Source organism: Ensifer sp. ENS09 (genome assembly GCF_014852425.1).
Lineage (GTDB): Bacteria > Pseudomonadota > Alphaproteobacteria > Rhizobiales > Rhizobiaceae > Ensifer.
On sequence record NZ_JACVBP010000006.1, the window covers coordinates 44112 to 61251 of the forward strand.

Here is a 17140-nt window from a genome sequence, read left to right on the forward strand (position 1 = left end):
TCCTGCCGACGTGCTACCAACCAAGCTTGAACGACAGCCATTTCCAGAATGTTATGGCTGCCGCGCCGGCCGAGCCGGCGAGGAAAACGACGAGCATCTGCATACCGATGAAGCGCTCGCGCCAGCGCTTGATATCGGAGATGACAGGCGAGGCATCCGCCATCTGCTGCTCAAGGCTTTCGACTTTCGCGCGGCTCGCTGCCGCCTCCTGTCGCACCTTCTCCAGCTCGCTATAGATACGCGCCCGCCCCTGCTTGCTTTCGTCCTGCCCCTTCTCCACCGCATCGACGAGGGCATCAAGTTTGCCCTCCAGCCTGCCAATTGCCCGCTCAGAAGTCCCCTCCGTCATTACCGCCCTTCCCCGTGTCGCTTGCATTCCGCCTTCGTCCATACGCCGCCGGCGCAGAGGCCGACGACTGTCCGGTCTATCTTCCGCTGATCTGCCGGCGTCGCCCCTCGCGTGCCGACTAGATCCGCTCCGACGATGCTCCTAAGGGCCGTCACACTCGCCGGCGCCGAAGTTCCACAGCCCGCCAGCATCAAGGCAGGAATCGTAATCAGTGCGCTTTGAATGAGCGCGGCTCGCCGCTGCATTGTTCTGCCTTTCAATCTTGGTGGTGAGCGACCGGGCGCCGTCCTCGCGGATCTCGGCGACCAGCCAAACGAGGCCGGCGAGCGCGAGCCCGCCGACGATGACGCGCGGCCACATGTCAGCGGGCCGGTGCGCGGTTCACCGACCAGCGGCCGGTGAAGAACATGAAAGCTGCGACGGAACCGACCACGATCAGCAGCGCCGCGATACCAGCGGCGTAGGGATTGTTGACCCCGAGAACTGCCGAAAGCCCTGCGCTGCCGAACAAACCGCCCACGGTTGTCAGGGCCGTGCCGCTCTGGCTGGCTGGCACGTCGTCGGCCTTGGCCGCTTCCGGCGTGACATCCGCCACCTTGACCGGCGACCTCGCCGCCTCGAGCGCATCCAGAAAGCTCCGATAGTACCCCGCAATCAGCGGCGCCTTGTCGGTGCTGATGATTGCGCGGGCGCCGACCGCATCGTTTGCCACCTGGTTGAAATAGTCGGCGAGCTTCTTGCCGGTGAACAGACCGCCGATCATGCCGTCGAAGAGGATGCGGATCGCGGTCTCCATCTCGGCCGCCTTTTCAGGAGCGTCGGCAATCCCAAACTTGGCGTAGTTGTCGTGGCCGGTGATCTGCGGCAGGCCGCGGCCGCGATAGCGCCAACCATCATCGGGCGCCTTGTTGCCCATCCGGCCGCCGTATACCTTGTTTGCAAGCTTGCGCGGGTTGCGGGCATAGGGCTTGGCGCTGGCGAGATCCGGAAAGCGCTTCGGCCAAACCTGCATGAGCCGTTCGGCCGAGTAGTTCAGGTTCTCGGTCACCGGCTGCATCGTCGCCCCGGTTTCATGGAAGGTGATCGCAAGCATGTAGGCAAGCCACCGGTTGTCGAGCACCTTGCCGGTCGACTGGCGCCGGTCCCACTCGTCGAGGATGGCGATCATGCCATCCTTCTGAGACTGCTTCATGCTCACGCCAAAAGGTGCGCGCTTCGCATAGGCGAAGAACGTTTCGCGGTTCATCGGATTTACCTCTTCGTTAGGAAAACAGGCCACCATTCCGGCGCGGCATGATGCCCGGCTGGGGAACATGATGGGCTATGATTGGGATGGCGCTCGCGGGCGCCGGATGAAGATTGCGCGATTGGGAACGGCCGTCGCACTGGCGGCCTTGCTGGTATCGGTCGCGGCTCAAGTGGTGACGCGAGCGATCTGACGAGGGAGTTACAGCTTCAGCGCCTCGACCCACATGGTTTCGAACTGCTCGGCCGAGATCCCGAGCTGCGCGGCGATGGTCGTTAACAACGGATGGTCACGATTGAACTCGCCAGCGTACTGCCATTCGATCCGGGCCTTTTCTTTCTCTGCGCCGTCCGGCAACGCCTCTATCGCGACGTCCACGTCTGCAAGAGCAAAGCCGTTGTTGACCAGGCCCAGCCGGAGCTGCCGAGCAGTTAACGGCTTGGTTCTCTCCATCTCGGCACGCTCCTGCTCGGCCTTCGCCAGCGCCTGGGCGTTTCGCGCGTCCGCGTCTGGCGCCGTCGATGCACTGATAATTGCATCGTCGCTTCCAGTCAGAGTACGACCTTCGTTAGCGGCCGCCTCTCGCTCATGCCGCAAAAGCTGATCTCGTGCCGAATTCACTACGGTGGTGAGCACGGAGTTGAATGCGAACTCCACCATGCCCGATGGATGCGAGTAGGTGAGGGCCTTTTCGTCGGCTTCCGATGTCTCGATGGTAAAGGTGCGTATCATCTGGTTTTCAGCTCCTAGAAGTGCATGAAGTCGATGCTGAAATTCGTGTGCTCCAGCGACAGGTTCACGGAGCCCGAATTGCAGTAGAGGCAGAGATGGTCATTTGCTGTCATCGGCATCGTGTAGGTCGCAGTATGAGTGCTGTAAGACGAGCTCGTCGCCGGAATGAACAGGACAGGAATAACTGCTGCGCCATTTCTGGCCAGAGTTAGAGAGGACTGACCTGAGGGGGAGTTGGCCGTTACTGTCAGCGTTATCCTATACCAAGCAGTATGGGGGACATGGACAACACGCCCTCCTGCACCTGGGTTACCGCCGATGCTAAAGGTCATGCCGGACGGCCCAACGATCATATCGAAGCCGACTGCACTCCGGAGCAGGCCGTAATATTGACCGGCCGCCAGCGGTTGAATTGGCCCGTAGGGAGTTCCCGCGCATCGCGGGTTGCTACCCATCGTGACGCACCCGGTCCTGCGGTTCACAATGATCGGCGCGTCGATGTACGCCCCGGCATCGCTCCATCGGCTCAAGGCGAAGTTCGCGCCAACATTCCCTCCGGTTTCAGGCTCTCCTGTCTTGGACAAAACGAAACGATGACCACCTGCCGCCTTCAACGATAGGAAGGTTTCGATCCCCGCGGCAGCATCCGCTGAGTAGTTTCCGGCGGCGTGGCTTCCGTTGACGACCTCCGATCCGCTGACCGTCAAATTGCCGGCAATCGTTCCACCAGCCGAAGCAAATGCCCCGATTTTGTTGCGCCAGGCGGCCGCATCCCCGAGTGCAAGCGTCTCCCGACCGAAAGCCGACAAGGCCGTCCACGCCATCGAGCTGAGGCCAGTTGTATAGGCGAATTTGTCGGCCGTCATCGACGCCGCCAGCGAGGCCAGTGCGGAGAGCGATGCACTGTCGAGCCGCTGCAGGTAGGTCGAAAGTGCCTGCGCATTGGCAACCGTCTGCTGACCATAGGCGGTGTCGCGCATGATCGCATAGGGGTAGCTGCCAGTTGCGCCCTTCCATTTGATCGCAGACGTGATCTGCGTGTTGCTGTCGACGGACAAGATCGGCAACGGGTTGCCGTCGGCCTCAGCGTAAAGCGTGCCGCCAGCGATCAAAGCCGTCTGCCAGGCCGTGCCGACACCAGTCACCACGGCGCTGCCGTTCGTCAGGGTCACCGACCCTGTCGTGTAAGGAGTGGTCATGTTGGGAGCTTCCTAAGCTGGAATGCCGAAAACGTAATAACGGATGCCGAGAGGCGGCGTGGCGCCAGAGGTGCGCCAGCTTCCGGGGCTATTGCGTCGGTTGTAGTAGTCGCCGACATTGCCGGCGAAGGTCCAGAAGCGGGCGTTGTCCTGGGTCAACTCGCAATAGGTGCTTTCGCCCGCGTGCGACTGGTTGCCGGGCGCCGTGTACTTCAGCCGCTTCACGAACGGGAGACGGTAGACGTTCGTCCACGATGTATTGAGCTGATTGAGGCCGTCCGGGGCAGCGCTGCCACCTCTGCCGGCGCCATGCGTCGTCAGGTATTTCACCATCGGGAACATTCCGGTTCCGTCGAATGGTATGTCGTAGGCGACGCCGTTTCCCGCAACTGTGTCGATCCATCCCTGCGCAAGGATTTGCACCTGCGGCCATCGACTGTCGATGACGATGTCGGCCCAGCCCGGCGGATCGGCCGAGCCCGGTCGCAGGATCTGCGTCACCTCCTGCACCCCGTCGTGAAACTTCCGCAGCACCTTGTTGCTGCCGCTGGTCGGCGGGCTGTTGTCTTCGAGGTAGAGCATGAACCGGGCGCGCATGCCGGTCGAAGCGTCGAAGCCGATCCGCGTGCCATCGAACCAGTACTCTGCGCCGAAATTGTTAAGTTGCGGATTGCACGGATACATGATGGTGGCGCTGTTGTAGAAATGCACGTCGAGCGCGACCATCTCAGGGATCTGGAAGCCGACATCGAAGTAGCTCACGCCAGCCGGAAGTGCGATGTCGCCCGACCGAATGACCTTCACCGGTAGTTTGGCGCCGATGTCGAAAGCAATCTGCGCCGGTGTCGCCGTATCGACCGGGTAACCGGGTCTCGCCGCCTTGAACTCGGTCGACGAGATCTTGATCGTCTTGCTTCCATTCGGCGCCAAAGCAGGCGCCTCGTCGACGGGCGCGTTGTTGCCAGGCAGGTTCCAGACAACGAGCGTCCGATCTCTCGACAGGAAACGGTTAAATCCGTCGATCGTGTCGAACCTGGTAATATTGATCATGATGCCAGACGCCCATGAACCCCAGGTATTGTTGAAGAACGAACTGTCGGTGCCCGTTACCCACGCCAGCTGTTGGTAGTTCCCGGCAACATAAAATCCGCCCTGACCATTGTAATAGTCGTAGCTGTCGAACCAGAAGACCATCTGCTGGTTATAGCGGTTGCTGCCCTCGCCCTTCTTCGCCTTGATGTCGTAAAGAGGCACTTCATACCGGAGCGTAGGAAAATGCTCCTTCTTATAACACCAGGTACTAGAGCCACCAGCTGACCCCTCGCCGTACACAAAGTTGCTGCTGTTGGAACCGGGAGGATAGTAGTACATCACGCCCGAGTCATTCAGCCCCGGCCGGCTGATCTGGTTGACCCGCTGCATGTCGGCCAGGTTCATCGTGATCGAGAACTTGCTGTTGTAGAGGAACTTCCAGCGCTCGCTATCCGGCGTGGTGCGCGGATCATCGGCGTCGCTCTTCATCATTTTGATACAGCCGGCGCCAGTGCTGTCGACGCCAATCATTGTGCGAACCATCAGCTATAGATCTCGATCGTGCCGTTGTTGAGGTTGATATCCATCTTGCCGTTCTGCGACAGGAGCCTGCCCGATCGGATCAAGCCGATATTGGCGATGTTGAGCTTCAGTTCGCCGTTCTCGATGACGATGGGTAGGAACGCGGGGCTTCCGGGGTTCCAGATCACGAACTGGTCGGCCTTCACCGCGAAGCGCGATTTCAACACGCCGCCCTCGGTGTAGATCTCAAGGTAGAAGCCGCTTTCCTTGAACTGGTCGCCAAGCCCAGCACGAAGCATCACCGAAAAGCGAGCGTTGACACCCGATTGATCGGCTGACGCCTGAAACTTCACCAGGCCGCCGGCAAATCGCCCGTTCATGTCGGCGCTGATGCCCGTCATGCTCGCTGTGAGCACGCTGTCGGCGGTGGCGCGAGCCTGTTCCTCGCTGATCAAGCGCCCAAGGTTCCCGGCCACGCTGACATCGAGCGACGTCAGGCGGCCGCTCAAGGCGCTATCCGCCGTCGCTCGCGCCGTCTCCTCTGTGATCAACCGTGCGAGATTGCTGCCGACCGTCGCCGTCAACGCAGTATAGAGCTGCGACAGGGCCTCATCCTGCGAGGCGCGGACACGCTGCTCGGTAACGATCTGCGCGAACGCATCGCCGACCGCCGCCTTCAGCTCCTGCCGTTTGACCTCGCCGACAGCGCCATCGAGCGAAAACGCCGTGGTCAACTCTTCGAGCCTTTGCCAGACGCCGTTGAACTCGCCTTGCAGTTCCTCGAAGCGGTTTTTCACATCCTCGCCGAGCCGGCCTAAGCCGATCTCCAGATCCGCATTGCCGCCGTCGACCGATTTCACGGTGATAGGCGCCGTCCAGTTGGTCGGGCGATCGGCAAGCAGCCTGTAGCGGAACTCGTAATCGGTCAGGCTAAGGATACCCTCCTGAAGAAAGGTAATCGTGCCGTCGCTGGCCGATACCTGCTTGGAGAACTTGTTGGCCGGCGCCGTCTTGATCCACCACTCGAATGTGATGCCCGTTACGGTCATGTCGACGATCGGCGCCCATGCGATCCGGAAGGCCGGGTAAGAGCGACCATCCGCCCCAACTGCCTTCACGCCGATGACGCTGAAATCCTGCAACTCGCTCAGATAGACAGGCTCGCCGGGCGGCAACGGAATGACCGGAGCCACCACGCCAACGCCGTCATAAATCGCGCCGTCACGCTCCTGCAGCGAAAGCATCACGTTGCGCGGGCCATCGCTGGTCAGCGCCCTGATTGCCCGAGCCTGCACCATATAGACGCGGTCACCATAGCGAGCCGAATTCCAGCGCACCCAATCGCCCGCCTTGATGGTCTGGAACCGGGGGCGAAGGATGATGTCGGCCGTCGCCTCGTAGCGGTTCTCATTGAAGTAGATCGAGGCGAGCTGGTTCGCCTGCGCCTTGTAAGGCACGGTCGGAAAGTCGAGCGGCACGTCTCGCGTACGGCGATCCAGCGCCACATAGGCCGGGTTCGTCTGAACGTCATAGCCGGCCGGCGACCACATATTGGCCGGCTCCGGATAGGTGCCCGAGACGATGTTGACGAGATCCGCCATCGACCGACGGCGCTGATAGCGCACCGGCTCCCCTGCGACCAGGTCGTCATCCGTGAAAGTCTCGACGATCGGCTGATCGGTTCCGACAAGCGGCCACGAGCCCTCGACGCTGTCGATCACGATGCCGCCACAAGCACGCATGACCGCCTCGATGTTGTCGCCGTGGTCGACATCGGCATCGAACATCACTGAGCAGCGATAGCGCTTGCCGTGATCCGTCGCCTCGTCGCAGATGTTGGCGGCCGTGGCATAGCGATCGAACGGCAGATCCGCCGCATCCATGCCCATGCCGCAGAACATGTCGTCGTTGACCGAAAAGCCGCGCCGGTAGCTGTATTCGAACAGGATTGGGTTTTCGGTGAACTCGTATGTCGAGTAGACGCCCCAGCGATGCGGGCCAGATCCGCCAGCCGTGGAATCCTTGCGAATGTCGTAGAGACGGGCACCGCGGATCTCAAAAAAGAAGTCCGGAAACTGGCCGAGCTTCTCGCTGTCATAGGTCAGGCTGACCTTGATCCAGGCGATGCCCGTGCCGATGTGATCGGCGGTCCAGCGACCAGGCGGATTGGAGTTGGCGACCATGCCGGCGTCGGCGGCCGTCTGCGTGCCATCGTAGAAGGTGAAGACCATCAAGCCGGCGTAGGTGCCACTTGCGACGCGATAACTTTTCGCGTGCGGGATCGACGGCAGAATTTCTTCGAGCGGCAGCAGCGCTCCGCCGGCCCATATCCGCGACAGGCCATCGCAGGGAAAATCCGCAACGGTGTAGGCCTGCTCCAGGTACTTGTTGGAAGAGCCGAAGGTGTTGACGTAGGTGTCGTGCCCCGCCAGCCCGACGAGGCCGCAGGCCACCTTGCGGCTGACGTTCTCGCCATATTGACGCTCAAACTCGACGCCACCAACCTGCTTCTGGTTTTTCTTGGCGCGGCGCTCCTCCATCTTCCCAACGATGAGGTTGAGGCCGACGGCAATCACCATTTTGCCGATGATGCCGAGAGATCCAGCGCCGAAGACGGCGCCGAGGATCGGAGCGAGAAAGCCCATTATTCCACCCTGAAAGCTGAATTCACGGCACTTGCCGGAATGAATTCGACCGCGCCTCCATGGGCGCGCGTCATGAAACCAAGGACGGTGAAGACACCACCGGAAAAGGCGCCATCGCGCTCGATCACACCGATGTCGCCCCGCTGCGCCATCATTGCCGGGATCTCCGCGAACCGTGCCGCGAATGCGTCCCGCACATTAGCGAAGCCATGCCGGCGCAGCGCCTTGGCGGCGCCCGCCTCTGTCTGGTAGCCCCGCGCGTTCGGATACATCACGGCACCCGTCAGCGCCTCGACCGCATCGTCAGGGATGACGTAGCAATCGGAGATGCCCCAACGAGACGGCAACGCCTGGTGCTTCGCCACAACCGCGTTGAGGCGTCTTTCCCATCCGGATTGTCTGGACATTCAAAGCCCCTTGAAACCTAAGGCTCTAGCCGCGCCGGCGGCGACGTTCTTGGCAGCGTTCATGGCCGAGCCGACAACTCGACCCCATGCGATATCGACACGGCCGGCCGTGGCGGCATGTTCAAAGAAGCGGTCGCCGGGATCTCGGCGCTGCTGGTCGACGAGCGTTCGCTTGCGACCGTTGCGACGGCTGTAATCGAGCTGCCGCCCCTCGCATTTCGCTTCGAGATAATAGCCGCGCGTGTCGTCCGCATAATGCTCGATGATATCGAGGTATCCCCGCGCGACGGGCTCTATCTGGATCAGCGCGAGCGTGTCTGGATGAAAGTGCGCGTCGTAAACGACAACGGGCCGGTCGCGGTAATCTTCGTTCTCGATCTGCGTCAGGATCGCAGGCGTGAGCCCGTCATCCTTGCTTTCAGCCAAGCGCAACGTAAACCCGCCATCGGCCGCCGTCCCCGTGCCCCCGCCGATCTCCGAGACCTCCAACAGGCCAAACGGCCGATAGGTGACGCCGCCGAAGTCGAGAGGTTCCTTTCGAGCGATGAAGCCATAGACGCCCGAGCCGAGTGTTACGCGCACCATCTGCCGCGTCGAGATCCTGCCCTGGTCGTAAAGATCCTTGACCTCTTGTGACAGCGTCATTGGCTTTCCCGCAACTGAAACGAGACGTTGAAGCGATGGCCCGCTTTCGGAGCCTGAAAGCTTCCGGGCACGGGCCTCATGATCAGAGCCGGGCGTGCGAACCGCACGACGGCACCCGCCTGCGTCACGACGCCTTGCGGGGGCGGCTCGATCGCAATCTGCCGCGCCGCGCCAGCGCCCGAGACATCAGCCACACGACCAACGTGATACCGGCCGAGGCGCTCAAGGCCGACCCGATCGCCGATCGACAACGCGAGCGCTGGATCGACGCCAGAAACCGCCAGCTCGTTGCCACTGGTCACAGAGACCAGGACGCCGGCAACGTCTGCCGGCGCGTGGTTGCCACGGTGGAGCCGAGGGTAACAATCCCAAGGATGGCGGAACAACACGGCTCGCAGTCCCTCGCGCAAAGACAGCCACCAGGTCTCAACCGCCGAATACTCTGAGTAGAGCAACGGCCTCGTGACCATCGACGCCTGCCACACCGGATCTTCCACCTGCGTGTAGTTGATGAGCCGGGCGCCCGATGGCGACGCCTTGACGGGATCAGCGAGTATGACATCGGCGGTGACGAAACCGACATCGGGCAGCTCGCGAGGAAATACGATCGCCATTTCTAAAACGAGCCTTTCGACTAAATCATGCGTCGTTTCTGAGCGTCACGCACCGCCTTGATCGTGCGGCCCTCAAACTCGGCGCGATCCTGCGCCATCTGACGTTTGAGCGCGGCGATCTCTTCCCCCGTACCGGTCACGCTGTAGCTAGGGGCATAGCTCAAAGAAACGGATTGCCCGCCCTTCAGCCCCATGCCGGCAAGGTTTGGCATGCGCGGCGCCGTCAGCTTGACCGGGCCACCATCCGCGAGCCGCAACGCACGGTTCGAATTGATGGCATCGAGCAACGCGCGGTGCTTTTGGGTGGCGGCCGCATTGACCACGTACTCGCCATCGGAAAGCATCGCCGGGATGCTGTCGCTTCGGCTCGTGCCCGGACCGGTGACCTTGCCGCCCGATGCAGCCTTGACCGGCCCGCCATTGGCAAGGCCAATCCATTTCCCGATCGCCGAGAATATCCCGCCGAACATTCCGCCCGACGAGCTGGAGGTGCGCGGCTGAAAGAGGCTATCGAAGCCGCTATTCAGCAACAGACTGGAAAGGCGCTTTCCGACGTTCTCCAGAGCTTCGGAAAGGCTGTCGGCGCCGGTGATGGCGCCTATGGTGCCCGACTTGAAGACATCATAGAAATCTTCGGCCGCCTGCTCTGCCCTATCCTGCTGCTCCTGCACGCGGCGAAGAACATCGGCCTGCTCGGCATACGCTGCCGAGGCCTCGCGGATCTTCGCCGTTTGATCCGCCGAAAGCTTGATGTTTTCGAGATCCGTCTGCCCTTTACGGCGCGCCTCTTCTCGCAGATCCGCAAGCGCGGTCTGCTCCAGGTCGAGCGCCATGCGCCGGCGCTCCTGGTCCTGAAACGACAGTCCGACAATGCGCTGCTCTTCAACCAGTGCCGCCGTGCGATCCTTGACCGCCTGAATGTCGGCATCGAACCGGCTTTCAGAGGTCTGCTTTACGCCTTTCGTGCGACCGCTTCCGGACGACTTGCTGCGCGCCTGGTCGGCCGCAACATTCGCTTCGGCCAACGCCTTGATCTGGGCATCAGCAAGGAAACCACCTTTGTCCTTGAGATCCTTCCGGATCGACGCAATTTCCTTTTCGACGGCGAGCTGATCCTTGCTCAGCTTGTTCTGCCGCGCCGCCTCGTCGGCGTAGGCTTTGCCGAGGCGCAACATCTCCTCGCTCTTAGAGCGAGACTGACCGTACTGACGATAGGCGGCCGCGCTTTCCGGTGTAACGGCTTGACCGGATGCCAAAGCTAATTCCTGTTGCGCCTGCTTAGCCGCAGTGACCACTTGCCCCAACTTTTCGAGCAACGGTTTAAAGGCGTTCGCAACCGCCTGAAAATTGGGATTGGAGTTGGCAAGGCTATGCAGCGCGTTGTTTGCCTCGTCGGCTCCGACCGTGCCAGCCTTCAGCTTGTCGCGCAGATCTTCAAGCTGACGGATTTGCTCTGGAGAAATGGTGTCCCGATCGACGTTCCGGAAAAGACTGTCGAACAGGTCGACGACAGCGGCGGTGGCAGCCTCAACCTCACTTTTCGCGGCCGAGACCTCACTCGTCAGCTGATTCTTTACAACCTCATCGACTTTCCGGCTCGCCGTCTCTGCCCTTGAGGCGGATTCCTCCGCAGCGTCCCCCATTCTGTGGAGGCGCTCAGCAAAGCGATCTGCGCCGCTTCCGGCGCTATCTGTAGAACTCGCGAACAGCGCGAGCGCGGCGACAGCGGTTCCACCGACAATGACACCGATCGGGCCGGCCGCCGCTGCGAGCCCGCCGATGGCCGACGCGACACTGCCGACCGACGCAGCGGCTCGCAGTGCAGCAACGAACTTCAAAACCACCGTCGTGGCGAGGCCGAGCTTAGCAACCATCAACGCAATCGATCGACCAACCAACGCTCCAGCGATAACGCCGGCAACTTGGAGCACGACGTCAGCAGTTTCGCCAAAATTGTCGGCAAGCGCGTTTAGACCCGCGACAAGCCGCTCTGATGCGCCGAGACTGGCATCCGTCTCGCCAATGTACTTCGTGAAGGCGTTGTTGACCTTCGTAACACCCTGCTCGATCGTCTGCGTGGAGTTGGCGGCCATCGACTGGATCTGAGGAAGACCCTTGAGGAAGGCTTGAAAGAACTGGCGACCTGAAACGGCGCCCTCATTCACCAGTTCTTTGAGTCTGCTGACGGAACCGCCGGCCTCGTCGAGACCAGCCGCAACGGCCATCAGGATAGGCCGAGCACCGTCATTGATGGAGTTGAATTCTTCGGCTTGAACACGCGCGGAACCGAGCAACTGCCCCAGCTGCGTGAGCGCCCCCGAAGCGGCGCCAGCGCTTGTACCGGCAACACGCAAGGAAGTCGCGACGCCATCGGAAAATGCGATCAGCTCTTTTTGAGAGGCCCCGAGAACGTCGGAGGCCTGCGAGGCCTTGCCGAACAGATCTGCAAGCGCCCCGACCGGCGTGGCATTCGCCTGCGCCGACTGATACAGGCGATCGAGAACATCGACTTGCTGCTGCCCAACGACCCCGGCCACGGAAAGGCTGTTCTTGGCCGTGGTCCAGGCGTCGGCGTATCCAAGCACCTCGTTGACCGAGATGGCCGCAGCGACACCGGTTAAGGGGGCAATCAAGGCGCTGGCTGACCGGCGCCCGATCGAATCCAGCTTTCGGCTCATGTTCTCGTAGCGCTTCTCGATCGCGCGCGCCGTTGCGTTGGTCACGCCGACCGATTTCTGCATCTCGCGCGCGTAGCTCTTGATGTCGGCAGACAACTGCACCACGAGCTTTTCAAGGTCGATGGACAAAACGAAAATTCCTTGAGAGATTGCGGCCCGGAGGACACGCAATGAGTGTTTCGAAGTATCGATTGAACGCCATCGGCAAAGTCGGAGCGGCATTGTTTGTGCTGCCCACGCCGTACGCCGCGTGGGAGTACAACGCCGCACTTACGGCGTTCGCGGGCCGGAACGAATTCCAGAAACGCTTGGAGGACGTATCCGGCACGATCGCAGTGCCCGACATGCCGGAAACGCTTTTCGTTGCGCTCGCGACCCTCACCCTAATAGGTTTCGTGATGCTTCTTATCGGCCGCGAAATCGTGACCGAGGGCTAACCAGCCTCCAGCCACTCCCAAAGCTCCTCAGCCTCTTTCGCCGTCAAACCCGTGTCTTCGGGCGAGTTGGCGGCGATGAAGCCATCAAGCGCGGCCATGAACTGCCACATCGACATTGCCCGGATTTCTTGTGGCGTGAAGCTCATCGCCGCGCCATTGCCGTAGATCGCGCCAAACCTCAGCTTTCCGTTGGGGAGGTCGTCGAGGCGTTCTCCTCCGCCGGGCTTGGCGCGCCCTCCTCCCCCACATTCTCCTCCGGAGCGCCGACACAGGCTGCCGACAAGATGACCTGCGCAAACAGGAGGTTTTCGGCGGGCGGGCGAGCTTCGACGAACTTGCGCACCTTCAGCAGCGCGTCGGTCATCTTCATGCCGCCGCCGACAAGGCCGAGGCGGATGGTATGGCTGATGTCACCAACGCGCCACGTATCGTCCTGCAGGCGAGAGAGGATGACATATGGCCCCGCGTCGCAAGCCTCCTGCAGCTGCTCCAGCTCGCCCCACCCGAGGCGGAAGGTGTAATCACCATCCGCCCAAGGGAACGTGATTTGAGCGTTGCGGCTCATACCGGCGTCACCACGCGCGTCATCTTGCCGTCGCTCTGCAGGCTGACGTTTGCCGTGACGCGGCGACCGTTCGGCGCAGTGGTTTCGAGCGTCTCGACGTGCATGCGCCCCGTCCAGGTGATCGTTTTCGTGGGAAACACCCACTCAACCTTGACCGGCACGGAGTCGACATCTTCCCACGCCTCGAGCCAGGTCTCGACGCTTTCGGACGCCAGCACGCCCTCGCCGCTGATGCTCATCGACAGCGAAGTGGCATCACGGCCGAGCCAGTCGACCGCATCGGGGTCGACGCAGTTGGGGATCTGCACCTCCTCCAGCCCCTTGTTGAGCGTGACGGACTTCTGCGTAAAACCGCACGGCGCCGTGTAGACGGTCGGAGTCGCGGCATTCCCGAGCAGCACCTTTACCTTGCCGCCCTTAATTGTCGTTGCTTCATCTGCCATGTCTGTCTCCTTTGATGGCAAGCGGAATTGCCCGCCCGTCGGGCAGGTTGGCGAAATGCCGAATTTGCGAAGGATCAGGCCTTGTCGATGCCGGCCCGGAAGGTCATTGCAGCCTGAGACGTCAGGCCGTCAGGGTCGCGGAACACGCGGCGCCCGTCATACTCGAAGTAAACCATCGCGTTTCCGGGTAACAGAAACTCGACTTCGTGAAGCGCATCCTCGACGGCGCGCGCCACCTTCTTGACTTCCGGGAAACCCGGCTCGCGTGACCAGGCGTCGATCTGGAGCACAAATTCCGAGGCGCGAACGCAATCGGCGGCCTCCGGAAGCTCCTGGTCGGGACCAAGCGAGACGTACGGAAATGTGGCCGTCACTTTGTTCGTGGCCGGATCTCGCGGCACGTGATCGTAGACGCGGTCACCAATGAGCGCGGTTAGCGCAGGGGCGTTTTTCAGGAGCGCGACGATAGCGACCTGAAGCTCAAACGAAGCGTCGCTCATGATGCCGCTACCTTCTTTGCCGCCTGCCGCGAGGCCTTGCGGACCTGTCGGAGGGCATCTTTGCGACTGGCGCGCCAGCTCACATAAAAGAAGGGCTGCGCCGGCAGATCCTGCGTGCCGAACTCCTGCCACCGCGCATAGTAGGCCTCGACGCTGCCGGCGTAGATGGTGATGGTGAGATCCGCGCCCATCTTCGATTCCACGGTCGCGACGATGCTCGCGCCCTTCGGTGCCTTGCCCCACGTCCAGCCGATGCTATCGCTCAGCACGCCGTCCTCGACGGGCACCAGGCGCTTCATCATCTCAACGACCTGGTCGGCAACCTTGCCCATTTCGGCCCGGATGAACTCCTTGGCAACCGTCGGCAAGCGCTTCAGCTTCTTGTCCAGCTTGGCGAGATTGAGGATCTTCGTCATCCGTCAGCAACTCCGCTCTCGCTCAACACTTCGATCCACTGCCGATCGTCGGATCGGGTGATTTCGCGGATGTTGTAGGAAACGCCGGTCCACTTGCCGTTGACGAAGGCGCCGGTACGAACATCCCTCAGGCGCCAATCCGTAGAGATCGAGCGCGTCTGCGACGAGGCGCGGACAAAAACGACCTGCGTGTGCTTGCCCTCAAGGCGGCCGGCCATGACGGCCTCACCGCCGCGAAGATTGATAACGCCGGCACGCACCGAGAACTGCTCGATCCATCTCCCGACCGTATTCCCGGCGCCATCATCGATTTGCTCGCGCTTGTCGAAGGCGTAGCGATGATAGAGATCACCGGCTGACCGCTTCACCATCGGTCACCTCCTTTCGCTTGGTCGGGACGGCAACAGCCTTGCCGACCGCAATCGCCTGCTCGGCGCATTCGCGCTTTACGACCTCCTCCATGCCGGCGAGGTATCCCACGGTCGACTGAGGCGTCGGCTTGTAATCGAAGTCAGCAATAAAACGCACGCGTGGCATGTCAGCCTCCATCAAGCGGGTATCAGATGCCGGTTCGCCGAAATGGCGCGATCAACATTGAAGCGCCGAAGGGAACTTCGACGGACTGACCTTCGACCGCGACCTCTCGGTGGTTGTACCAATGGGCAACCATCATCGAGATCGCCGCGCGAATGGCCTGCGGAACATCGCCGGCAGCAGGTCCATATCCCGCGACGAATTCCACCGTGACCGCAGCGGAACGGTCAGCGAAGACGGCGGGACCGGTGAAGCCCTCGCGAAATTCGACGATGGCGCCTCGCTCATCTTCGACCCGCTCGAAGAGTGAGGCATCAACGGTCTGCTCGACGTTGTCGACATCGAAGTATTTGACGGTCGCGTCAGAGACATCAGGAAAGGGCAGCCGGATGGAGCGGCACGCCGGCCAGCCCGTCAAACTCAAACGCCAGCCCTGATTTATGAGGCACCGCCCCAGCACACCGGACCACCCGTCGAGGTGCGAGACCGCAGCATCAATAAACGCTGCGATGACGACATCGTCTTCGTTGGTGTCGACCCGGCAATGCTGCTTGGCTTCCTCAAGGGATACCGGCTTTACGGCAGGCGCCGAGGTGCGAATGGGGCGGCGCATGATCAGGCCTGTTCGCCGTTTTCGCTGTCGCCGCTGGCGGCCTTCAGCTCGGCCGCAGCACCGATTTCGACGAGCCGATCAGCGTCGGCCTTGTCGAGGGTTACAACGTCGCCAGGACCATTTTCGCCATGGTACGCCGTCAGTTTGACTTTCTTCTGCTCGGCTTTCTTGCCGGCATCCGTTTTCGCATCGGTCATTGTCATTACTCCTCTAGGGGGATCAAACGAAGGAAAAGCGGGCCGCCGTGTGCGACCCAACTGGTTTGCGCAGCGATTAGGAAGCGGCGTTGACGAAGACCTTCACCGCGCCGCCGACATCGAGCAGGTTGCCGCCGGCACGCATCCAGGCAAGAAAGCCGACTTGGCCCTTCTTGGCGTAGACAGAGTCGGCAAACCGGAACATCTGGATCGCCATCACATCGCGGATCGTGTAGTGCTTGAAGTCGCCGTAGCCGATCGACCGGGCGCTTGCCGCCATCTTGGCGACGTTCTGGTTGACCTTGATCGGATCGCCAAGAAGTCTGTCCGGCGCTCCACCGGGCACATTCGTCTCGTAGCCGGGGACAAAGATCGGCCGCTGCGAACTGTCCTTGATCTTGCGGACAATGCGCACGCTATCGTCGTTCATCATCCAACGGCAATTGCCGCCCTCGCGATACGCAGGATCGACCGAATGCTGCAGATCGACGAGGCTGTCATAGGTGACGTTGGTCACCTGAGAGCTTCCGTTTGCCGCAGCGACGCCGACCGTTGCGGCAGTGATGACACCGTTCGGCTGGTTCGTATTGTTACCGATGGTGAAGTGCTTGTTGGTCACGCGGCCGAGACGAGTGATGAAGCGCCCCCGGATGAAGGCCTCGATGTCGACGCTGCTATCCATGAGCAGCTCAAACGGTACAGTCACCACTTTGGATGAATACTTGTAGACGGGCAGCCCGGTCGTGCCAAATCCGACGTCCTGGTCGGAAGCGGACTGGTTTTCCGGTACAATTTCGCCTTCTTCGGTGGTGCCGTCGGAGGTCGGGAACGACATCGGGTTGCCGCTCAACGTCTGGATCACGTTGGCAACCTCACGCATGCCGCCGTACGCCTTCAGCGCATCAAGAACCGTCGTAGCGACATCGGTAGCGACAGTGTAGCCACCTTCGGCCGGCGTGGTCGTCGACATCGTGTTGCGAACGATAGTCCATTCTTCGGCAGAAAGCGCATTGTCACCACCGCGCAGCCACTTGGCATAGAGCCGCGCGCCGTCGGACTTTTGATCCTTACCCGCCTTTTCGGCCGCATCGATAACGCTGTTCTTCAAGGCATCTTCGGCAACGCGTTCGTTTACCGCAGTGATGCGCTTGATCTGATCGTCGATGGCGTCGATATCGGCGATGCCAGCATCATAGACCGGCTGGTCCTTTTCGGCGTTCCAGTCCTTTTTCTCAACCAAGTCCTTCAGCGCCTTGGCTTTGGCCGCACGCTGTTCTCGCAATGCCTGAATAGACATCTCGTTATTCCTTTCAACGATGTGGAAATTGACCGCCCGGCGGTCGGTTTTCTGCTACGCGCGGCGCGC

Annotated in this window: 23 protein-coding genes; 1 reads left to right on the forward strand and 22 read right to left on the reverse strand. The window is 61.3% G+C overall.

Going from position 1 to position 17140, the window contains the following annotated elements; translation table 11 throughout:
• Window positions 1-13: 13 nt before the first annotated feature.
• From IB267_RS26860 to IB267_RS26910, 12 genes are all read right to left on the reverse strand, one after another.
• Window positions 14-349: a DUF1515 family protein gene (locus tag IB267_RS26860; protein WP_192450590.1), complete on the reverse strand. Its 336-nt coding sequence runs from the start codon at window positions 347-349 to the stop codon at window positions 14-16.
• Complete coding sequence (locus IB267_RS33545) at window positions 349-594, reverse strand: hypothetical protein (RefSeq protein ID WP_246810866.1); 246 nt, start codon at window positions 592-594, stop codon at window positions 349-351. The genes IB267_RS26860 and IB267_RS33545 overlap by 1 nt, the downstream gene beginning before the upstream one ends.
• Window positions 491-709 carry a hypothetical protein gene (locus tag IB267_RS26865; RefSeq protein ID WP_192450591.1) on the reverse strand — a complete coding sequence of 73 codons (219 nt, stop codon included), beginning with the start codon at window positions 707-709 and terminating at the stop codon, window positions 491-493. Before IB267_RS26865 ends, IB267_RS33545 begins: the two co-directional genes overlap by 104 nt.
• A 1-nt stretch (window position 710) precedes the next feature.
• Complete coding sequence (locus IB267_RS26870) at window positions 711-1595, reverse strand: chitinase (RefSeq protein WP_192450592.1); 885 nt, start codon at window positions 1593-1595, stop codon at window positions 711-713.
• Window positions 1596-1796: 201 nt separating this feature from the next.
• Window positions 1797-2327, reverse strand: a complete 531-nt coding sequence (locus tag IB267_RS26875; RefSeq protein ID WP_192450593.1) for a hypothetical protein — start codon at window positions 2325-2327, stop codon at window positions 1797-1799.
• 14 nt (window positions 2328-2341) lie between these two features.
• Entirely contained in the window at window positions 2342-3526 is a 1185-nt protein-coding gene (locus tag IB267_RS26880) for a hypothetical protein (protein WP_192450594.1), read from the reverse strand.
• A 12-nt stretch (window positions 3527-3538) separates the two neighbouring features.
• Entirely contained in the window at window positions 3539-5101 is a 1563-nt protein-coding gene (locus IB267_RS26885; protein WP_192450595.1) for a hypothetical protein, read from the reverse strand.
• Entirely contained in the window at window positions 5101-7725 is a 2625-nt protein-coding gene (locus IB267_RS26890; RefSeq protein ID WP_192450596.1) for a phage tail protein, read from the reverse strand. Before IB267_RS26890 ends, IB267_RS26885 begins: the two co-directional genes overlap by 1 nt.
• Complete coding sequence (locus IB267_RS26895) at window positions 7725-8132, reverse strand: hypothetical protein (protein ID WP_192450597.1); 408 nt, start codon at window positions 8130-8132, stop codon at window positions 7725-7727. Before IB267_RS26895 ends, IB267_RS26890 begins: the two co-directional genes overlap by 1 nt.
• Complete coding sequence (locus IB267_RS26900) at window positions 8133-8777, reverse strand: DUF2163 domain-containing protein (RefSeq protein ID WP_192450598.1); 645 nt, start codon at window positions 8775-8777, stop codon at window positions 8133-8135.
• Entirely contained in the window at window positions 8774-9391 is a 618-nt protein-coding gene (locus IB267_RS26905) for a hypothetical protein (protein ID WP_192450599.1), read from the reverse strand. Before IB267_RS26905 ends, IB267_RS26900 begins: the two co-directional genes overlap by 4 nt.
• A gap of 20 nt (window positions 9392-9411) precedes the next feature.
• A complete protein-coding gene (locus IB267_RS26910) occupies window positions 9412-12198 on the reverse strand; it encodes a tape measure protein (RefSeq protein ID WP_192450600.1) in 2787 nt (928 codons plus the stop codon).
• A gap of 41 nt (window positions 12199-12239) precedes the next feature.
• Between IB267_RS26910 and IB267_RS26915 the strand changes: the two genes are divergently transcribed.
• Window positions 12240-12506, forward strand: coding sequence for a hypothetical protein (locus tag IB267_RS26915; protein ID WP_192450601.1), 267 nt, complete (start codon window positions 12240-12242; stop codon window positions 12504-12506).
• Here IB267_RS26915 and IB267_RS26920 read toward each other — a convergent pair.
• From IB267_RS26920 to IB267_RS26965, 10 genes are all read right to left on the reverse strand, one after another.
• On the reverse strand, window positions 12503-12652 hold the full coding sequence (locus tag IB267_RS26920; protein WP_192450602.1) for a hypothetical protein: 150 nt from the start codon (window positions 12650-12652) through the stop codon (window positions 12503-12505). The genes IB267_RS26915 and IB267_RS26920 overlap by 4 nt on opposite strands.
• Window positions 12653-12684: 32 nt before the next feature.
• Window positions 12685-13071: a gene transfer agent family protein gene (locus IB267_RS26925; RefSeq protein WP_192450603.1), complete on the reverse strand. Its 387-nt coding sequence runs from the start codon at window positions 13069-13071 to the stop codon at window positions 12685-12687.
• Window positions 13068-13514 carry a phage tail tube protein gene (locus IB267_RS26930; RefSeq protein ID WP_192450604.1) on the reverse strand — a complete coding sequence of 149 codons (447 nt, stop codon included), beginning with the start codon at window positions 13512-13514 and terminating at the stop codon, window positions 13068-13070. The genes IB267_RS26925 and IB267_RS26930 overlap by 4 nt, the downstream gene beginning before the upstream one ends.
• A gap of 74 nt (window positions 13515-13588) precedes the next feature.
• Window positions 13589-14014: a DUF3168 domain-containing protein gene (locus IB267_RS26935; protein WP_192450605.1), complete on the reverse strand. Its 426-nt coding sequence runs from the start codon at window positions 14012-14014 to the stop codon at window positions 13589-13591.
• Window positions 14011-14430, reverse strand: coding sequence for an HK97-gp10 family putative phage morphogenesis protein (locus IB267_RS26940; protein WP_192450606.1), 420 nt, complete (start codon window positions 14428-14430; stop codon window positions 14011-14013). Before IB267_RS26940 ends, IB267_RS26935 begins: the two co-directional genes overlap by 4 nt.
• Window positions 14427-14801 (reverse strand): head-tail adaptor protein, encoded by a 375-nt coding sequence (locus tag IB267_RS26945; protein ID WP_192450607.1) that lies wholly within the window; start codon window positions 14799-14801, stop codon window positions 14427-14429. Before IB267_RS26945 ends, IB267_RS26940 begins: the two co-directional genes overlap by 4 nt.
• Window positions 14779-14967: a hypothetical protein gene (locus IB267_RS26950; protein ID WP_192450608.1), complete on the reverse strand. Its 189-nt coding sequence runs from the start codon at window positions 14965-14967 to the stop codon at window positions 14779-14781. Before IB267_RS26950 ends, IB267_RS26945 begins: the two co-directional genes overlap by 23 nt.
• 22 nt (window positions 14968-14989) lie before the next feature.
• The gene (locus IB267_RS26955) at window positions 14990-15577 is read right to left on the reverse strand and encodes a head-tail connector protein (RefSeq protein WP_192450609.1); all 588 of its coding nucleotides are present in this window, start codon (window positions 15575-15577) and stop codon (window positions 14990-14992) included.
• 2 nt (window positions 15578-15579) lie between these two features.
• The gene (locus IB267_RS26960; protein WP_192450610.1) at window positions 15580-15774 is read right to left on the reverse strand and encodes a hypothetical protein; all 195 of its coding nucleotides are present in this window, start codon (window positions 15772-15774) and stop codon (window positions 15580-15582) included.
• 76 nt (window positions 15775-15850) lie between these two features.
• Window positions 15851-17071, reverse strand: coding sequence for a phage major capsid protein (locus IB267_RS26965; RefSeq protein WP_192450611.1), 1221 nt, complete (start codon window positions 17069-17071; stop codon window positions 15851-15853).
• Between the last annotated feature and the right edge of the window lie 69 nt (window positions 17072-17140).